This is a genomic window from Plantactinospora sp. B6F1, assembly GCF_040120695.1.
Lineage (GTDB): Bacteria > Actinomycetota > Actinomycetes > Mycobacteriales > Micromonosporaceae > Plantactinospora.
In genome coordinates, this window is the sequence record NZ_JBEEAC010000010.1 from 48,387 (window position 1) to 65,309 (window position 16,923).

Annotated in this window: 12 protein-coding genes, 3 pseudogenes and 1 riboswitch; of the genes and pseudogenes, 12 read left to right on the top strand and 3 right to left on the bottom strand. The window is 73.2% G+C overall.

Annotated features, from left to right (window positions below; translation table 11 throughout):
* Positions 1-52: 52 nt before the first annotated feature.
* The 4 genes from ABNF97_RS15525 (at position 53) to ABNF97_RS15540 (ending at position 5,009) form a co-directional block, all read left to right on the top strand.
* Positions 53-1,732: an ABC-F family ATP-binding cassette domain-containing protein gene (locus ABNF97_RS15525; RefSeq protein WP_349338950.1), complete on the top strand. Its 1,680-nt coding sequence runs from the start codon at positions 53-55 to the stop codon at positions 1,730-1,732.
* Between the two features lie 156 nt (positions 1,733-1,888).
* Entirely contained in the window at positions 1,889-2,878 is a 990-nt protein-coding gene (locus tag ABNF97_RS15530; RefSeq protein WP_165436665.1) for a lysylphosphatidylglycerol synthase domain-containing protein, read from the top strand.
* Between the two features lie 23 nt (positions 2,879-2,901).
* Positions 2,902-4,179: a glycosyltransferase gene (locus ABNF97_RS15535; RefSeq protein ID WP_207230459.1), complete on the top strand. Its 1,278-nt coding sequence runs from the start codon at positions 2,902-2,904 to the stop codon at positions 4,177-4,179.
* The gene (locus tag ABNF97_RS15540) at positions 4,176-5,009 is read left to right on the top strand and encodes a class I SAM-dependent methyltransferase (protein ID WP_349338951.1); all 834 of its coding nucleotides are present in this window, start codon (positions 4,176-4,178) and stop codon (positions 5,007-5,009) included. Before ABNF97_RS15535 ends, ABNF97_RS15540 begins: the two co-directional genes overlap by 4 nt.
* 109 nt (positions 5,010-5,118) lie before the next feature.
* On the opposite strand, the gene ABNF97_RS15545 is transcribed toward ABNF97_RS15540, so the two are convergent.
* Together ABNF97_RS15545 and ABNF97_RS15550 are read right to left on the bottom strand one after the other, a co-directional pair.
* Positions 5,119-6,735 (bottom strand): hypothetical protein, encoded by a 1,617-nt coding sequence (locus ABNF97_RS15545; protein ID WP_349338952.1) that lies wholly within the window; start codon positions 6,733-6,735, stop codon positions 5,119-5,121.
* Positions 6,732-7,718: a glycosyltransferase family 2 protein gene (locus ABNF97_RS15550; protein WP_349338953.1), complete on the bottom strand. Its 987-nt coding sequence runs from the start codon at positions 7,716-7,718 to the stop codon at positions 6,732-6,734. Before ABNF97_RS15550 ends, ABNF97_RS15545 begins: the two co-directional genes overlap by 4 nt.
* A 253-nt stretch (positions 7,719-7,971) precedes the next feature.
* On the opposite strand from ABNF97_RS15550, the gene ABNF97_RS15555 reads away from it, so the two are divergent.
* Positions 7,972-8,919, top strand: coding sequence for an aldo/keto reductase (locus ABNF97_RS15555; RefSeq protein WP_349339004.1), 948 nt, complete (start codon positions 7,972-7,974; stop codon positions 8,917-8,919).
* Between the two features lie 69 nt (positions 8,920-8,988).
* Here the strand turns inward: ABNF97_RS15555 and ABNF97_RS15560 are convergent, their stop codons facing one another.
* Positions 8,989-9,954: a type IV toxin-antitoxin system AbiEi family antitoxin gene (locus ABNF97_RS15560; RefSeq protein ID WP_349338954.1), complete on the bottom strand. Its 966-nt coding sequence runs from the start codon at positions 9,952-9,954 to the stop codon at positions 8,989-8,991.
* Positions 9,955-10,358: 404 nt separating this feature from the next.
* Positions 10,359-10,469, top strand: a riboswitch (TPP riboswitch).
* Here ABNF97_RS15560 and thiE point away from each other — a divergent pair.
* The 7 genes and pseudogenes from thiE to thiC form a co-directional block, all read left to right on the top strand.
* Positions 10,464-11,081, top strand: a pseudogene (thiE, locus tag ABNF97_RS15565) (thiamine phosphate synthase); the annotation flags it as partial. Its footprint overlaps the riboswitch before it by 6 nt.
* A 101-nt stretch (positions 11,082-11,182) precedes the next feature.
* A pseudogene (gene thiO, locus ABNF97_RS15570) lies at positions 11,183-12,277 on the top strand (glycine oxidase ThiO); the annotation flags it as partial.
* 218 nt (positions 12,278-12,495) lie between these two features.
* A complete protein-coding gene (gene thiS / locus ABNF97_RS15575; protein ID WP_130461984.1) occupies positions 12,496-12,696 on the top strand; it encodes a sulfur carrier protein ThiS in 201 nt (66 codons plus the stop codon).
* A 5-nt stretch (positions 12,697-12,701) separates the two neighbouring features.
* Positions 12,702-13,499, top strand: coding sequence for a thiazole synthase (locus ABNF97_RS15580; protein ID WP_349338956.1), 798 nt, complete (start codon positions 12,702-12,704; stop codon positions 13,497-13,499).
* Entirely contained in the window at positions 13,496-14,128 is a 633-nt protein-coding gene (locus tag ABNF97_RS15585; protein WP_130461986.1) for a thiamine phosphate synthase, read from the top strand. Before ABNF97_RS15580 ends, ABNF97_RS15585 begins: the two co-directional genes overlap by 4 nt.
* Before the next feature lie 58 nt (positions 14,129-14,186).
* Positions 14,187-14,999, top strand: a pseudogene (thiD, locus tag ABNF97_RS15590) (bifunctional hydroxymethylpyrimidine kinase/phosphomethylpyrimidine kinase); the annotation flags it as partial.
* Positions 15,000-15,264: 265 nt separating this feature from the next.
* Positions 15,265-16,857: a phosphomethylpyrimidine synthase ThiC gene (thiC, locus tag ABNF97_RS15595; protein WP_130461988.1), complete on the top strand. Its 1,593-nt coding sequence runs from the start codon at positions 15,265-15,267 to the stop codon at positions 16,855-16,857.
* The last annotated feature ends 66 nt before the right edge of the window (positions 16,858-16,923 follow it).

Consider the following 16,923-nt stretch of genomic DNA (forward strand, 5'->3'; position numbering starts at 1 on the left):
GCGGGCCGAAACCCGGTGTCGTCGGGCGGGGTGGTTGGGGCAGGATGCCGACGTGGGTTATGTAGACGTCGCCGGAGTCGGGCACATCCTGCCGGATGGCCGGCAGTTGTTCGCCGACGTCTCCTTCCGGGTGGGCGAGGGCGCCAAGGTCGCCCTGGTCGGGCCGAACGGCGCCGGCAAGACCACCCTGCTGAAGATGGTCGCCGGGGACCTGCCCACCCGGACCGGAACCATCGCCCGCGCCGGCGGGCTGGGCGTGATGCGTCAGTTCATCGGCATGATCGGCGACGAGTCGACGCTGCACGACCTCGTACTCTCGCTCTCGCCACCCGGGGTGCGCGCGGCGGGGGAGCGGCTGGCGGCGGCCGAGGTGGCGCTGCACGCCGCCGAGGTGCGCGGCAAGTTCAGCAGCGCCGCCGGCAAGGCCCAACTGGCGTACGCGGAGGCGCTGACCGCCTGGGGCGAGGCCGGGGGCTACGACGCCGAGGTGCTCTTCGACACCGTCTCCACGATCGTGCTGGAGCTGCCCTGGGAGAAGACCCGCGACCGGCCGGTACGCACCCTCTCCGGCGGGCAGCAGAAGCGGTTCGCCCTGGAGTTGCTGCTGCGCGGCGCCGACGAGGTGCTGCTGCTCGACGAGCCGGACAACTTCCTCGACGTGCCGGGCAAACGCTGGCTGGAGGGGCGGCTGCGGGAGTCGGCGAAGTCGGTGCTCTACGTCTCGCACGACCGGGAGTTGCTGGCCCGCACCGCCGACCGGGTGGTCGCGGTGGAGGGCGGCAGCGCCTGGGTGCACCCGGGTGGCTTCGGCAGTTGGCACGAGGCCCGGCTCGCCCGGCACGACCGGCTGGAGGAGCAGCGCCGCCGCTGGGACGAGGAGCATCAGAAGCTGCGCGAGCTGATGCTGATGTACAAGCAGAAGGCGGCGTACAACGACGGGATGGCCTCCCGCTACCAGGCGGCGCAGACCAGGTTGCGCAAGTTCGAGGAGGCCGGACCACCGCCCGTACCGCCGAAGGACCAGGACATCCGGATGCGGCTGACCGGCGGGCGTACCGGCAAGCGGGCGATCGTCTGCGAGCAGGTCGAGCTGGACGACCTCACCTTCCCGTTCGACCTGGAGGTCTGGTACGGCGACCGGGTCGCCGTACTCGGCGCGAACGGCACCGGGAAGTCGCACTTCCTCCGCCTGCTCGCCCGGGGCGGCACCGATCCGGACCCGGCCAACAGCCCGGTCGACGGTGGCCTGGCCCTGGCCCCCGTTCGGCACGGCGGGATGGCCCGGTTGGGTGCCCGGGTCAGGCCGGGCCACTTCTCCCAGACCCACGACCGTCCGGATCTGCTCGACAAGACCCTGGTCGAGGCGCTCTGGCGGGGTGACGACCACCGGGCCGGGATGGACCGGCACGCCGCGATGAAGGCGCTGAACAGGTACGAGTTGGCCGGCCAGGGGGACCAGCGGTTCGGCACGCTCTCCGGTGGACAGCAGGCGCGGTTCCTTGTGCTGTTGCTGGAACTCTCCGGCGCGACCCTGCTGTTGCTCGACGAGCCGACCGACAACCTGGACCTCGCCTCGGCCGAAGCCCTGGAGGCGGGCCTGCGGGCGTTCGAGGGGACGGTGCTGGCGGTCACCCACGACCGCTGGTTCACCCGCTCGTTCGACCGGTTCCTGCTGTTCCGCGGCGACGGCGAGGTGGTCGAGACGCCGGAACCGGTCTGGGACGTCGCCTGAGCAGGGGCGGTCGAGGCCGCCGTTCGTCTTCCACCGTGGTGCCGCGGTGGCTTTCCGGGTGGCCCGACGACGGGCAGCGTGGCTCTCCGGGGTGAGGGCGCTACGCCGAGTATGGTCCGTGTTGTGCTGCCATCCGGAACCGTGAGGTGGCGTCTGGTGCGCAGGACAGCCCAGGCCGCGGTGACCGGGGTCCTGATCGGCGTTGTCGGCTGGTCGGTCGCCAGGCGGTGGGACGAGGTGCCGGCCGTGCTCGGCGAACTGTCCGTACCCGGCGTGCTGCTGGCCGGACTGGCCGCCGTCGCGGGCGGGCTCTGCGGCTGCCTGGCCTGGCGGGCCATCCTGGCGGACTTCGGCGCCGACCTCTCGCTGCGCTGCGCGGCACGGATCTTCTTCGTCGGGCAGTTGGCGAAGTACCTGCCCGGCAAGGTCTGGCCGATCCTGGTCCAGGCCCGGCTCGGCCGGGCGTACGGGGTGCCCGGGCGGGCCTCGGCGGCGGCGTCGTTACTGGCGATGCTGGTCACCCTCGGCACCGGCCTGCTGCTTACCGCGCTCGCCCTGCCGGTGCTGGGCCGGCGGGCCGTCGCGGACTACTGGTGGATCCTGCTGGCGCTCCCACCCGCGCTGCTGCTGCTCTGGCCGGCACTGGTCAACCGGATCCTCGCCGTGCTGCTCCGGCTGGCCCGCCGCGAGCCGATGCCCCGGCCGCTGTCCCTGCGCGGCATCGGCGGGGCCGTGGGCTGGTCACTGGCGACCTGGCTCGGCTACGGTACGCACCTCTGGCTGCTCCTGGCCGACGTCGGCGCGGGCGGCCCGGACCTGCTGTTCGGGGCGATCGGTGCCTTCGCAGGTTCCTGGTCGGTCGGGTTTCTGCTGGCCGTGGCCCCGGCCGGGGTCGGTCCCCGGGAGGTGGCGCTGCCCCTGCTGCTCGGCCCGACCGTCGCCGGGTCGGCCGCGCTGGTCGCCACGGTGCTGTCCCGGCTGCTGCTGACCCTGGTGGACCTGCTCCTGCCGGCCGTCGCGATCTCGCTGCGGTGGTCGGGCCGCCGGCTGGCCCGCCGGGTACCCCGGCAGTCGCCACCCCTCGGACCCCCGGTGCCCGGGCAGTCCCGGCAGGCGGGGTCGACGGATTCCGCGACGCGCCCGTGATGTGACGGAGCGTGCCGAGTGGGGTGCGCGACGTTACGCTGCTGCTCGTGCGCTGGGTGGTGTTCGGCAGCTACGACGTACGGCGACATCCCCGGGTCGGCGTACTCGTCGAAGGGCTGCGGGGAGCCGGCGACGACGTGACCGAGCTGAACGAACCGTTGAACCTGGACACCGCCGCCCGGATAGCCCTGCTCCGGCAGCCGTGGCGGCTTCCGCTGCTCGTCGGCAGGCTGACCCGGTGCTGGGCCCTGCTGGTCGTGCGGGCCCTCCGGCACCGACGAGCCACCGGTGCGGGAGAGGGCGCGGGCGACGCCGTACTGGTCGGTTATCTCGGGCATTTCGACGTACACCTGGCCCGGCTGCTGTTCCGGGGTACCCCGATCGTGCTCGACCACCTCGTGTCGGCCGCCGGCACGGCCCGGGACCGAGGGCTCGGCGACGCCGGCAGCGCCCGGGAACGGCTGATGCGGGCGATCGACGCCGCCGCGCTGCGCCGGGCCGACGTCGTACTGGTGGACACCGCCGAGCACCTCGAAACACTGCCTCCACCGGACCGGGACCGGGGGGTCGTGGTACCGGTCGGAGCCGGCGCGGAGTGGTTCGCCGCCGGAGCCCGTACCGCCCGGCACCGCTGGACCGGCGAACCGGCCGGCGGCGGCCGGCGGCGACTGCGGGTGGTCTTCGTCGGGCTGTTCACCCCGCTGCACGGCACCCGGACCCTGGGCGCCGCGCTGGCCGCGCTCGCCGCCGACGACTCGATCGAGGCGACCGTGGTCGGCACCGGACAGGAACACCCCGCCTGCCGCCGGGCCGCCGCCGGCAACCCGCGCGTCACCTGGTACGACTGGATACCGGCGGGTGAGCTGCCCGCCCTGGTGGCCGGACACCACGTGTCGCTGGGCATCTTCGGCGAGACGGCAAAGGCCGGCCGGGTGGTGCCGACGAAGGTCTACCAGGGCGCCGCCGCCGGCTGCGCCATCGTCACCTCCGACACCGCAGCACAGCGCCGGGCACTCGGCGACGCGGCCGTCTTCGTACCGGCCGGCGACCCGTTCGCACTCGCCACCGCCCTGCGCGAACTGGCCGCGGACCCGGACCGACTCGCCCGGCTGCGGCGGGCCGCACGGCGACGGGCGGTCGAACACTTCTGGCCGGCGGCCGTGGTGACCCCGGTCCGGCACCGGCTCGGCGCCACCGTCCACCCGGACGCTGCCACGCCCGCGCCCCTGGCAGCCCCGTCCGGCGCAACGATGGCGGCCGGCGGCGACCTGACGACCGACCCGGTCTGGTGGGTCGGATGACCGCGTTGCCGGCCGACCCGCCGCTGCCGCCCCGGGCGGCCCTGCGCTGGAACGTCGTACGCCGGATCGTGGCGGAGTGCCGGCCCGGGACCATCCTGGAACTCGGCTGCGGCCTCGGCTCCGTCGGCACCCGGCTGGCCCGGCTGGCAAACTACACCGCGGCCGAGCCCGACCCGCGCAGCTTCCAGACCGCGCACGCCCGGATCACCCCGCTGGGCGGGACGGTGCTGAACGGGGATCACCGGCAGCTTCCCCCGGGCGGCGGCTACGACCTGGTCTGCGCGTTCGAGGTGCTGGAGCACATCGCCGACGACCTGCCGGTGCTGGCGGAGTGGCTGACCCTGGTCAGGCCCGGTGGCCACCTCCTGCTGTCGGTACCCGCCGACCCGGAGCGGTTCGGCGCCTGGGACACCCTGGTCGGGCACTACCGGCGGTACTCGGCCGGACAGTTGCGGCAGCGGCTGCTCGACGCCGGTGCCAACGACGTACGGGTGGTGCACTACGGCTGGCCGCTCGGCTACCTGCTCGACTCCGTACGGAACCGCTGGGCGGGCCGCCGCGCCGATCGACCCGCCGATCGACCACGGGCCGGGCCGGGCTCGACCGGCGGGGAACGCGTCTCGACCGGCGGGGAAGGCCTCTCGACCGGCGGGGAAGGCGTGAATGGCGGGACCGCGGAGGAGCGCACCTCGACCTCGGGGCGGATCCTGCAACCGCGCGGGGCGCTGGCCGGCGAGGCGATCCGGCTGGCCGTCTCACCGTTTCTCGCCCTGCAGCGGATGCGCCCGGACCGCGGGCCGGGACTCGTCGCGCTCGCGACCCGACCGTAGCTGCTCGCCCGCCCGGTCGGCAGTTGCTCGCCCGCCCGGTCGGCAGTTGCTCGCCCGCCTGGTCGGCAGTTGCTCGCTGGCCAGGAGGGACCGGGTCAGGAGTGCTCGGTCAGGAGCCGACGGCACTGCTGAGCACGGCGACCGGGAAGAGCGCGTAGGGTCCGTCCCGCGCCACGGCGTGCGTGTCGGCCGACTCGGGCAACCACCCGGGTCGCTTGCGCAGGTCGATCAGGACCAGGTCCTCCGGGCGGGTCGGTTCGGTGCGCAGCGTCGTGGCGGTGAGCAGCCGGGGTTTCAGCCGCCAGTAGTAGGCGAGCCAGCGCGGACTCGTCACGCCCGCGCCGGCGACCCAGGCGTACCGCTGGCCCTCCGGAGGTGGGTGCCCGGCCACGAGCCGGCCGGCCCGAGCCGGTTCGTCGACCAGACGGTCCCGCGGCGGGCCGATGACCAGCACCCCGAGGTAGGCCCCGAGCGCTGTACCGACCAGCGCCGCCACCGTCACCCGGACCCGCCGTCGCGCCAGCCACCTCCCGGCCCCGACGAACCGGTCCAGCAGCACGCCCATCCCGACGAGTCCGACCACCAGGACCGGATAGGACCAGTACGAGTGGACGAAGGCACCGTTGCTCAGCCCGAGGATCCAGGTGGCGGTGAATGCGACCGCCATTGCCAGGTAGACCCGGGTACGCCGGTCCAGCAGCCCGACGACCGCACCGATCGGCAGCGCGCCGATGTACCAGACCGGCAGCAGGCCGTACGCGTACTGCCACTGCCGGCGGAGGAACTGTCGCGCGGTGTACCCACCACCGGTGCTGCGCAGCTCGGCCTGCCCGCCGAGCACGGTCATCCCGGTCACCCCGACGACGAAGGCCAGGCTGATCACGACCCCGGCCAGCATGCTCGCTCCGACCAGGACCGTCACCCGGTCGACCCGGCGTGCCGCAAGCAGCCACAGCCCGAGTACGGCGGCGAACCCGACACCGGGCCAGGAGACCAGGGTGGTGAGCAGCGCGGCGACGCAGGCCGCGACCACGAGCCGACGGGCCGGATCGGGTCGGGCACGCAGCCGTACCACCAGGGCGGAGAGGGCCAGGATCGGTCCCAGGTCGAACATCAGCGGGCTGTAGACCCAGTAGAAGGGCGTGGCCACCATCAGGCCGACTGCCAGCAGGGTGGCCGACCAGCGCAGGCCGAGCCCGCGCAGAAGTGCGGCGCCGGCCGGAATGATCAGCAGGGCCAGCAGGTACGCCGGCAGCCACACCTGGTACTCGCCGTCGCCGGGCAGCAGGCCGGTCAGCGCGGTGAGGAGGTTGAACAGCGGGGGGTGGTGCGCGTACGGCGCCGAGGCGTACGGCAGCCAGTCGGCACCGAAGTGCGAGCCGAGAATGCCCTGCTCCTGAAGGTTCCGCAGGTGCAGCGCGTACCGGCCGATGATCCGGCCCAGGTGGTCGTCGCCGAACGGCATACCGAGCAGCGGGAGCCAGGTCAGCGCGACGAGACCGGTGAGCGCGGCGACGCCGGCCCAGCCCTGCCGATCGACCCGGCGCGGATCCCGCCGATCGACCCGGCGCGGGTCTGGACCGGACGGACTGTCGTCGGGCATCGCCGGACGGCCGGCGGGCGGTGCCGGCCCGACCTGGCGAACCCGGGCGACCGAATTCCGGACCCGGGGACCGATGCCCCGGACCCGGAGCAGCGCGGCGGCGGCCGACACCGCGTCGTTCACGAGCGGTTTCCGGGCGGCCAGTCGATTCTGGACCGCACGATGAGGTCGGCGAGCAGCGCCACCGCGCCGACGATCAGGCCGGCACAGAGCAGCAGCACGGTGTTGGTGGCGATCCGGACCGGATGCGCGACCAGGTCGTACACGATCTTTCCGGAGCCGACGGTGAGCAGCAGCAGCGACGGTGGCATCAGCACCTTGAGCGGGTTGAAGTACATCACCATCCGGAGCACCTGCAGGAGGTAGCGGTAGGCGTCCCGGACGAAGTGGAACTTCGACGAGCCCGACCGGCGGGCGTAGGCGATCGGCAGGTAGTGCACGTCGTGCTGGTTGTGCAGGAACGCCATCGTGATGGTGGTGACGCAGGAGAAGCCGGGCGGGAGTAGTCGCAGGTAGGGCAGGGACACGTCCCGGCGGAAGGCCCGTAGCCCGGAGTTGAGGTCGGGGATGCGGGTGCCGGCGAGCCGTTCGGCGATCTTGCGGATGAGCCACTTCGCCGGTACCCGGAGGAGCTTGTGGCTGCCCTGCTCACTGGTGCGGGCGCCGACGACCTGGTCGACGTGCGGGTCCCGGAGCAGCAGCCGGACGAACTCCGGGATCCGCTCGTTCGGGTAGGTCATGTCCGCGTCGGTCCACACCACGATGGTGCCGCGGGCCTGTTCCGTACCGATCCGGCGCGCGGTGCCCGAACCGCCGTTGCGGTGGAACGCCAGCAGCCGGAGCCGGGGGAACCGGGCGGTCGCCTCGCGCAGGATCTCCAACGTGCCGTCGGTGGAGGCGTCGTCGATCGCGAGTAGCTCGTAATGCAGGCCGCTGTCGTCCATTGCCGCGCAGATGCGCTCGATCTCCGCCAGTACGTGCGCCTGTTCGTTGTAGCAGGGGAGTACGACGGTCACCTCTACCGGCGCGTTGCTCTCCCGGCTGACCTGGGCGGGGACGACGGACATCTCCGTGCCAGGCCGGTCGAACCGGCCGTTCACCGCCATGTGAACCCGCCTTTCGACGCCTCGCGCGGCGACCTGGACGGCACGGGGGTTATTGCCACGGTCGCCATTTCCGCGCCCACGATATAGCAGTTTTCGAGGTTCGCGCGCGACGCGCCAGCGTCTCATTCTGTTTTACAGACGCGAATCGTCGTCGAATTGTTTTCCTGAATGGTGGTCCCCTGGCCGGGTGAGCGAACTCCGGTGCGGAGTCCGGGGCGGACCACGGCGGCATAGGGTTGATCTCGTGACTGAGATGACCTATCGCCGGTTGGGCGACTCCGGGCTCGTGGTGTCCGTCGTCGGAGTCGGGTGCAACAACTTCGGCCGCAAGCTCGACGCCGCCGGTACCCGGGCCGTGGTCGACGCGGCCCTCGACGCCGGCATCAACTTCTTCGACACCGCCGACATCTACGGCGAACCGCACGGCGGGTCGGAGGAGCAGCTCGGTGCCGCGCTACGCGGCCGGCGGGACGACGTCGTGCTGGCATCCAAGTTCGGCATGAGCATGTCGGGGATGAACGGACCGGACCACGGCGCCCGGGGCGCCCGGCGCTACGTCGCCCGGGCGGTCGAGGCTTCACTGCGCCGGCTCGGCACCGACCACATCGACCTCTACCAGATGCACGAGCCCGACCCGGGTACGCCGATCGAGGAGACCCTGAACGCGCTCGACGATCTGGTCCGGGCCGGTAAGGTCCGCTACCTCGGCAACTCCAACTTCGCCGGCTGGCAGATCGCCGACGCCGCCTGGACGGCGCGCACCCGCGGCCTGACGCCCTTCATCAGTGCGCAGAACGAGTACAGCCTGCTGAACCGGGGCGTGGAGACCGAGGTCGTGCCGGCCGCCCAGCACTTCGGGCTCGGCCTGCTGCCGTTCTTCCCGCTCGCCGACGGGCTGCTCACCGGCAAGTACAAGCGGGGCGCCCAGCCGCCGTCGGACAGCCGGCTCGCCAGCAGCAGCCCGAGGTACGCCGCCCGGCTGGCCTCCGCCCCGTGGGACACCATCGAGGCGCTGGAGAAGTACGCGGCCGAGCGCGGCCGCTCCCTGCTCGACGTGGCGATCGGCGGCCTGGCCGCCCAGCCGGCGGTGACCTCGGTGATCGCCGGTGCCACCACCCCCGACCAGGTACGCGCCAACGCCGACGCCGGCGGCTGGCAGCCGACCCCGGACGACCTCATCACCCTCCGCACCCTCCTCTGACCCCGAGCGTCCCTCCCGCCGCCGGTCCCAGCGCGTCGACCTGGACACCAGAGGCGTTACCGCGACCGGTTAGCGCATCTGGTGTCCAGGTGACGGGAGGCGTTCCCGCACGGCCTGGGCCACCTGGGCGACGAGCCGGGCGGGATGGCGCAGGACGTCGTCGGCGGTGAAGCGGAGTATCGCCCAGCCGGCGGCGCGGAGATCGTTCAGCCGGGCGACGTCGTGGCGGAAATGTGCCCGCTCGCGGTGGTGGTCACCCTCGTACTCCAGCGCGATTCGCAGCCGGGGATAGGCGAGGTCCACCCGGCCCAGGAATCGTCCGCGACCGTCGTACACGTCGTACTGCGCGGTCGGTACCGGCAGACCGGCGTCGACGAGCAGCAGCCGGAGCCGGGTCTCCATCGGTGACTCGCTGAGCGGTTCCGCCAGGCCGAGCACCTCCCGCAACAGCGGTACCCCGGGCCAGCCGGGGCGCGCGGCGAGGTAGTCGGTGAGGGCGGCGCGCTTCACCAGCCGGCGGTTCAGCAGCGCGTCCACCGCCACCACCGCCTCGGTACGCGGCGGCCGTCGCCCAAGGTCGAACGCGGTACGAAGCGGCGTGGTGACCGGCAGGCCGCCGAACCGGGTCACGTCGCCGGGCGAGAGTTTCGCGAGTGTGTAGCGAACCCGTAGCCGCGGACGTGGCCGGGTGACACCCGGCACCAACACGGTGACCGGGGCGTCCCGGGGGAGCAGATGGACGCCCCACAGGTATGCGGCACTCAACCCGCCGATGGCCGCCCCCGACGGCAGGCTGAGTGCGGCCGCGTCACACCACATCCGATGGTCGTCCTCCCGGTAGCCGTCGCGGTGGACGTAGATGTCGGGGAGAAGCCGGCGCCAGGCCGGACCGCGCAACATGCTCCGGGTGACCAGCCCTTTCGCCACTGCGGCGCGGGCGGAGAACGGCAGGAACGCCAGCTGTGCCGGTACCCGGGGCGGACGAGCCATCGCACCAGCCTGCCGCACCTCCCGCCGCTCCGCTGCCCCGCCCATCAGCCACACTTCACCACCACCACCCACTGCCCGCCCGCTCACCCACGCCCACCCGCTCACCCGTGCCGGCCCCGCCCGTGCCGGCCCCGTCCGTGCCGGCCCCGCCCGTGCCGGCCCCGCCCACTCGCGCCCGTCCGCCCAGCCCACCCGCCCACTCGCGCCCGCCTGCCCACTCGCGCCCGCGCCTGCCCGCCCGCGCACCGCCCGCCCCACTGCACGCCGTGGCGGTCATGCGTGGTTGACCTGGACAGCAGAGGCGTTAACCGGTGCGGATAGCGCCTCTGGTGTCCAGGTGAGTGTGGTCGGCCGACAGCATGACCGGGGCGGTACGTGGTCGAGTGTGGACACTGTGTGAATTGTCACGGCTCTTTACGGATCCGTGACCGAGCGCGTACGCTCGCCGACAAGTAACCCACGGGAGCCCGGTGGACCGGGCTGAGAGGGGGGCTGTCGAGCCCCCGACCGTCGAACCTGATCCGGGTAATGCCGGCGCAGGGAGGAGCGTTGCCGTGCCACCGATCGGACGACTTCACCTCATCACCGACACCCGGCCCGGGCGGGACCCGCTCACGGTGGTCGAGGCGGCCCTCTCGGTCGCCGGCCCCGAACTGGTCGTACAGGTTCGGGTCGCGGACGACACCGACGACCGGGCGGCGTACGAGCTTGCCGTCGAGGTGGCCGGCCGCTGTGCCACCGTCGGGGCGAGCTGCCTGGTCAACGACCGGCTGCACCTCGCGCTCGCGATCGGGGCGACGGGCGGGCACGTCGGCGCCCGGGACCTGCCGGTCGACGCCGCCCGCCGGGTGCTCGGCCCGACCGCCGTGCTCGGCGCGACCGCACGGGACCCGGAGACGGGGGCGGCGGCGGTCGCGGCCGGTGCCAGCTACCTCGGCGTCGGCCCCTGCCACGCCACCTCCACCAAGGACGGGCTGCCCGCGCCGATCGGCCCCGAGGGTGTCCGCCTGGTCGCCTCGGCGGTGCCGGTACCGGTTATCGCGATCGGCGGGATCACCCCGGAGCGGGTGCCCGCGCTTATGGCCGCCGGGGCGTACGGGGTCGCCGTGGTGGGCGCCGTCTCCACCGCCGCCGACCCGGCCCGGGCCACCGCCGCACTCCTCACCAGCCTCGGCGCCGCCCCGCCCCCACCCCACCCGGAACGGGGAACATCGCCGGGGGTCGCACCCCGGCGGAGTTCGTCGTTGTCGGGTCGGGGTGCGGGGGCGCAAGGATGCTAGGCGAGGGCGGGGCATCCGACGTCGCGGTGGTGGGCGGGGGGCCGGTCGGGCTCGCCGTCGCCTGGCGGTGCGCCGCCCGGGGCATGCGGGTAAGCGTGTACGACGCGACGCCCGGCTCGGGCGCCTCCGACGTGGCGGCCGGCATGCTCGCCCCCGTCGCCGAAACCTACTTCGGCGAGCGGGTCCTGACCGGACTGCTGGTCGAGTCCGCGGCCCGGTGGCCGGCGTTCGCCGCCGAACTCGCCGAGTACGCCGGGCGGGACCTGGGCTACCGGACCGAGGGGACGCTGACCGTCGCGCTCACCTCCGACGACCTGGCCGAGGCGGAGCGGCTCTGGGCGTACCAGCGGAATCTCGGCCTGCCGGTGACCCCGCTGCGGCCGGCGGAGCTGCGGGACCGCGAACCGCTGCTGGCCACCCGGCTGCGCGGCGGTGCGCTCGCCCCCGGCGACCACCAGGTCGACCCGCGCCGGCTGGTCGCCGCGCTGCGGGTCGCCGTCGAACGCGCCGGGGTGACCATGGTGTCCCGGCCGGTGCGGGACCTCGCGGAGCTGGACGCGACGGCGACGGTCGTCGCGGCCGGCTGCGGTACGGCGGCGCTGACCGGCCTGCCCGTTCGGCCGGTGAAGGGGCAGATCCTGCGGCTGCGCGCGCCCGGCGGCGCGGCACCCGGCTTCCGGCACGTGATCCGGGGTCACGCGGACGGCCGACACGTCTACCTGGTGCCGAGGACCGATGGCGAGGTGGTGGTCGGGGCGACCGTCGAGGAGCGCGCCGACCTCGACGTCACCGCCGGGGCGGTACTCGACCTGCTCCGGTCCGCCACCGAGGTGATCCCGGAACTGGCCGAGTACGAGCTGGTCGAGGCGCGTTCCGGGCTGCGTCCCGGGACGCCGGACAACGCACCGCTGCTCGGCCCGCTGCCCGGCCGGCCCGAACTCGTGGTCGCGGCCGGGCACTTCCGGCACGGCATCGTGCTCACCCCGCTCACCGCCGACCTGGTTGCCGACCTGCTGGCCACCGGAATGCCCGATCCGGCACTCGCGTCGCTGTCGCCGGCCCGGTTCGGCCAACCGGTGCCGGTCGCGCGGCGGTCGGAATCGGTCGGGGATGCGGTGTCGGTCGGGCGGCGGTCGGAATCGGTCGGGGATGCGGTGTCGGGGACGTGGCCGGCGGATGCCCGGCCCGAGCGTCAGGACGCCGAGCGCGGCAGCCGGAACGTGAGCCACACGGAGGCGGTGAAGGGGCCGGGGAACGGCGGGGAGCCGGGGCCGGACGACCCAACGACCAGGGAGGCGAGGACGCGGTGGAGCTGACCGTGAACGGAGTCGAACAGCGGCTGCCCGGCGAGTTGACCGTGGCGGACCTGGTGGAACGGGTCACCAGCGCACACCGGGGCGTGGCGGTCGCGGTGAACGGCGAGGTGGTGCCGCGCGGCGGCTGGCCGGCCCGGCTGCTCCGGGACGGCGACCGGGTCGAGGTGCTGACCGCGGCCCAGGGCGGGTGACCGAGATGTCGTTCGGGCCCTCCGATCCCGAACCCGGGTTCGTGCTCGCCGGTGAGAAGTTCGGCTCCCGGCTGATCCTCGGCACCGGCGGGGCGCCCAGCCCGTACGTCCTGGAGCAGGCGATCCGGGCCAGCGGCACCGAGCTGGTCACCGTCGCGCTGCGCCGGATCGACAGTGACGCCACCATGGGCGGCGGCCTACTGGAGGTGCTCGGTCGGTGTGGCGTACGGCTGCTGCCGAACACCGCGGGATGCCGTACCGCCGCCGAAGCGATCACGGTGGCTCAGCTCGCCCGGGAGGCATTCGAGACCTCGTGGGTCAAGCTGGAGGTGATCGGCGACGAGCGGACCCTGCTGCCGGACACGGTCGAGCTGGTCACCGCCGCCGAGCGGCTGGTCGCCGACGGGTTCACGGTGCTGCCGTACATCACCGACGACCCGGTGCTGGCCCGCCGGCTGGAAGACCTCGGCTGTGCCGCCGTGATGCCGGCGGGCGCGCCGATCGGCTCCGGGCTGGGCATCAACAACCCACACAACCTGCGGCTGCTGCGGCAGAACGTGGACGTACCGGTGATCCTGGACGCGGGTGTCGGCACCGCCTCCGATGCCGCGCTGGCGATGGAACTGGGCTGTGACGCGGTGATGCTGGCCAGCGCGGTGACCCGGGCGGCCGACCCGGTACGCATGGCCACCGCCATGCGGTTCGCCGTCGAGGCGGGACGGCTGGCCGCCGGTGCGGGACGGATACCACGGCGCTTCCACGCGCTGGCGTCCACCCCGGACGAGGGGCGGCCCGAGCTGTGAGCGCGCCTCGGGGGATCGTGCTGGTCACCGACCGGCGGCAGGCCAGCCGGCCACTCGACGAGGTGGTACGGGCAGCGGTCGACGGCGGTGCCCGCTGGGTTCTGTTGCGGGAACGGGACCTGCCCCGGCCGGAGCGGCTCGAACTGGCCCGGCGACTGCGGGCGATCCTGGCCCCGGTGCACGGCACCCTGCTGGTCGCCGGCCCGGACCCGCTCGGCGGTGACGCGGTGCACCTGCCGGCCGTCGGCCCCTATCCGCCGCCGGGGCTGCCGTTGGTCGGCCGATCCTGCCACGACCTGACCGAGCTCGGTCGGCTCTCCACGGAGGACTACCTGACGCTTTCGCCGGTCTATCCGAGTCCGTCCAAGCCCGGCTACGGGCCGCCGCTCGGACCCGACGGCCTGGCCGGGCTGGTCGGGCGGAGCCGGGTGCCGGTTGTCGCGCTCGGCGGCGTCGGTACGCCCGCCCAGGTCGGTGCGTGCCTGGCGGCGGGCGCGGCCGGGGTGGCGGTGATGGGTGCGGTGATGCGCTCGGACGACCCGGCCGGGCTGGTCCGGCACCTCTGCGCGGCGGCCGAGCCACGAACGGACCACCGGGCAGTACCTGCCGGTTCGGGATGTGCGTCGTGACGCCGCCGGTGGTGGGGACGGACGGCGGCGTCCGGCCTGCCGGTTCCGGGTGTGCGTCGTGACGCCGCCGGTGGTACTGACCGTGGCCGGCTCGGACTCCGGGGCGGGCGCGGGGATTCAGGCCGACCTGAAGGTCTTCGCCGCGCTCGGGGTCTACGGCACGTCGGTGCTCACCGCCGTCACGGCGCAGAACACCCGCGAGGTACGGGCCGTCCTGCAGGTCGCTGCCGACATGGTGGGCGCGCAGCTGCGTACGTTGATCGACGATCTGCCCCCGGTGGCGGTGAAGACCGGAATGCTCGGTGACGTGAAGGTCGCGGACGCGGTGGCCGGGGCAGCGCGGGCCGGCCTGCTGCCCAATCTGGTGGTCGACCCGGTGCTCGTGTCGACCAGCGGAGCCCGGCTCGGCGTTGTCGCAGCGATCGAGCGGCTGCTGCCGTACGCCCTGGTGGCGACGCCGAACCGGGCGGAGGCGGCGGCGATCCTCGGCCGTACGGTCTCCGGTCCCGACGAGATGGCGGAGGCGGCCCGGCAGCTCGCCGCGGGCGGCCCCCGGTATGTGGTGGTGACCGGCGGCGACAGCGACGAGTCGGGGTTGGCGACTGGCGGCGGCGAGGCGTTCGGTGGTGCGGTCGACGCGTTCTGCACCGGTACCGAGGTGCGACTGTTGCGCCGGCCGTGGGTGCCGAGCCGGAACACCCACGGCACCGGCTGTTCGTTCTCGGCCGCGATCGCCGCCCGGCTGGCGCTCGGCGACCAGGTGCCGGACGCGGTGGCCTTCGCCAAGGAGTACGTCACTCGCGCGTTGCTCGGTGCCCGGACCTGGTCGGTGGGGAGCGGTCACGGCCCGCTGGATCACTTCGGTTGGTCCGGCGCGGAATCCGACAGTCCCACCCAGCCCGACAGGTCCGCCCGGTCTGACAGTCCCACCCAGCCCGACAGGTCCGCCCGGTCTGACAGTCCCACCCAGCCCGACAGGTCCGCCCGGTCTGACAGTTCTGCCTAGTCCGACAGTTCCGGGCTAGTCGCACAGCTCCAACAGACAGAGGAGTCGACGCCATGCCGAGAACCAAGACCACACCCGACCGTTCACGCCTCCCCCTGGCGCAGCCCAGTGGTGTCGCGGGCGGCTCTCGATGAAGGCTCGCCGCAAGGTGTACGTGACGGGGGCGCGTCCGGACGTCCGGGTGCCGTTCGCGGAGGTCGAGCTGACCGGTGACGAACCGCCGGTACGGCTCTACGATACGTCCGGTCCCGGTTCGGACCCTGCCGAGGGGCTGCCTCCGCTGCGCGGGGCGTGGATCGCGGAACGGGGCGACGTGGCTCCGGTACGCGGCGCCGGCACTCCACTGGCCGGTCGGGACGGTGCCCGGCCCACCCAACTGGTCTACGCCCGGTCCGGGGTCGTCACCCCCGAGATGGAGTTCGTGGCGGTCCGGGAGGGCATGCCGGCCGAGGTGGTACGCGAGGAGATCGCCGCCGGCCGGGCCGTGCTGCCGCTCAACGTGAACCATCCGGAGTGCGAGCCGGCGATCATCGGCAAGCGCTTCCTGGTGAAGGTCAACGCCAACATCGGCACCTCGGCGGTCACCTCGTCGGTCGCCGAGGAGGTGGAAAAGCTCAGCTGGGCGACGCGGTGGGGCGCGGACACCGTGATGGACCTCTCCACAGGTAGGCGGATCCACGAGACCCGGGAAGCGATCATCCGCAACTCCCCGGTGCCGATCGGAACCGTCCCGATCTACCAGGCCCTGGAGAAGGTCGGCGGCGACCCGGTGAGACTCTCCTGGGAGGTCTTCCGGGAGACGGTGATCGAGCAGGCCGAGCAGGGCGTCGACTACATGACGGTGCACGCCGGAGTACGCCTCGGCTACGTGCCGCTCGCCGTCGACCGGGTCACCGGGATCGTCTCCCGAGGCGGCTCGATCATGGCGGCCTGGTGCCTCGCACACCATCAGGAGAACTTCCTCTACACGAACTTCGCCGAACTCTGCGAGATCCTCGCCCGGTACGACGTCACGTTCTCGCTCGGCGACGGGCTGCGGCCCGGCTCGATCGCGGACGCGAACGACGAGGCGCAGTTCGCCGAGCTGCGTACCCTCGGGGAGCTGACCTCGGTGGCCTGGGAGCACGGGGTCCAGGTGATGATCGAGGGACCCGGTCACGTGCCGATGCACAAGATCAAGGAGAACGTGGACCTCCAGCAGGAGCTGTGCCACGAGGCGCCTTTCTACACTCTTGGCCCACTGACCACCGACATCGCCCCGGCGTACGACCACATCACGTCGGCGATCGGTGCCGCGATGATCGGCATGTTCGGTACCGCCATGCTCTGCTACGTCACCCCGAAGGAGCACCTGGGACTGCCGGACCGGGACGACGTGAAGGCGGGGGTGATCGCCTACAAGATCGCGGCCCACGCGGCAGACCTGGCCAAGGGGCACCCCGGGGCGCAGGCCTGGGACGACGCGCTGTCGAAGGCGCGGTTCGAGTTCCGCTGGGAGGACCAGTTCAACCTGTCGCTGGACCCGGAGACCGCGCGGGCGTACCACGACGCCACCCTGCCGGCGACGCCCGCCAAGACAGCACACTTCTGCTCAATGTGCGGCCCGAAGTTCTGCTCCATGAAGATCACGCAGGAACTCAAGGAGTACGCGGCGCGAGGCATGCAGGAGAAGTCGACCGAGTTTCTGGCCTCGGGCGGCAGGGTGTACCTGCCGTTGGCCTGAGTGTGGGCCCGGAGGCGTTGCCGAACGGGGTGGCGCCTCCGGCACCGGGGAGCGGATGCTGCCCCC

Bases quoted from the DNA above. Each gene is read 5' to 3' on its own strand.
- ABNF97_RS15550 (WP_349338953.1), bottom strand. From the start codon at position 7,718: ATGGCGGTGAACGGCCGGTTCGACCGGCCTGGCACGGAGATGTCCGTC.
- ABNF97_RS15555 (WP_349339004.1), top strand. From the start codon at position 7,972: ATGACCTATCGCCGGTTGGGCGACTCCGGGCTCGTGGTGTCCGTCGTC.
- ABNF97_RS15560 (WP_349338954.1), bottom strand. From the start codon at position 9,954: ATGGGCGGGGCAGCGGAGCGGCGGGAGGTGCGGCAGGCTGGTGCGATG.
- ABNF97_RS15540 (WP_349338951.1), top strand. From the start codon at position 4,176: ATGACCGCGTTGCCGGCCGACCCGCCGCTGCCGCCCCGGGCGGCCCTG.
- ABNF97_RS15580 (WP_349338956.1), top strand. From the start codon at position 12,702: ATGTCGTTCGGGCCCTCCGATCCCGAACCCGGGTTCGTGCTCGCCGGT.
- thiC (WP_130461988.1), top strand. From the start codon at position 15,265: ATGAAGGCTCGCCGCAAGGTGTACGTGACGGGGGCGCGTCCGGACGTC.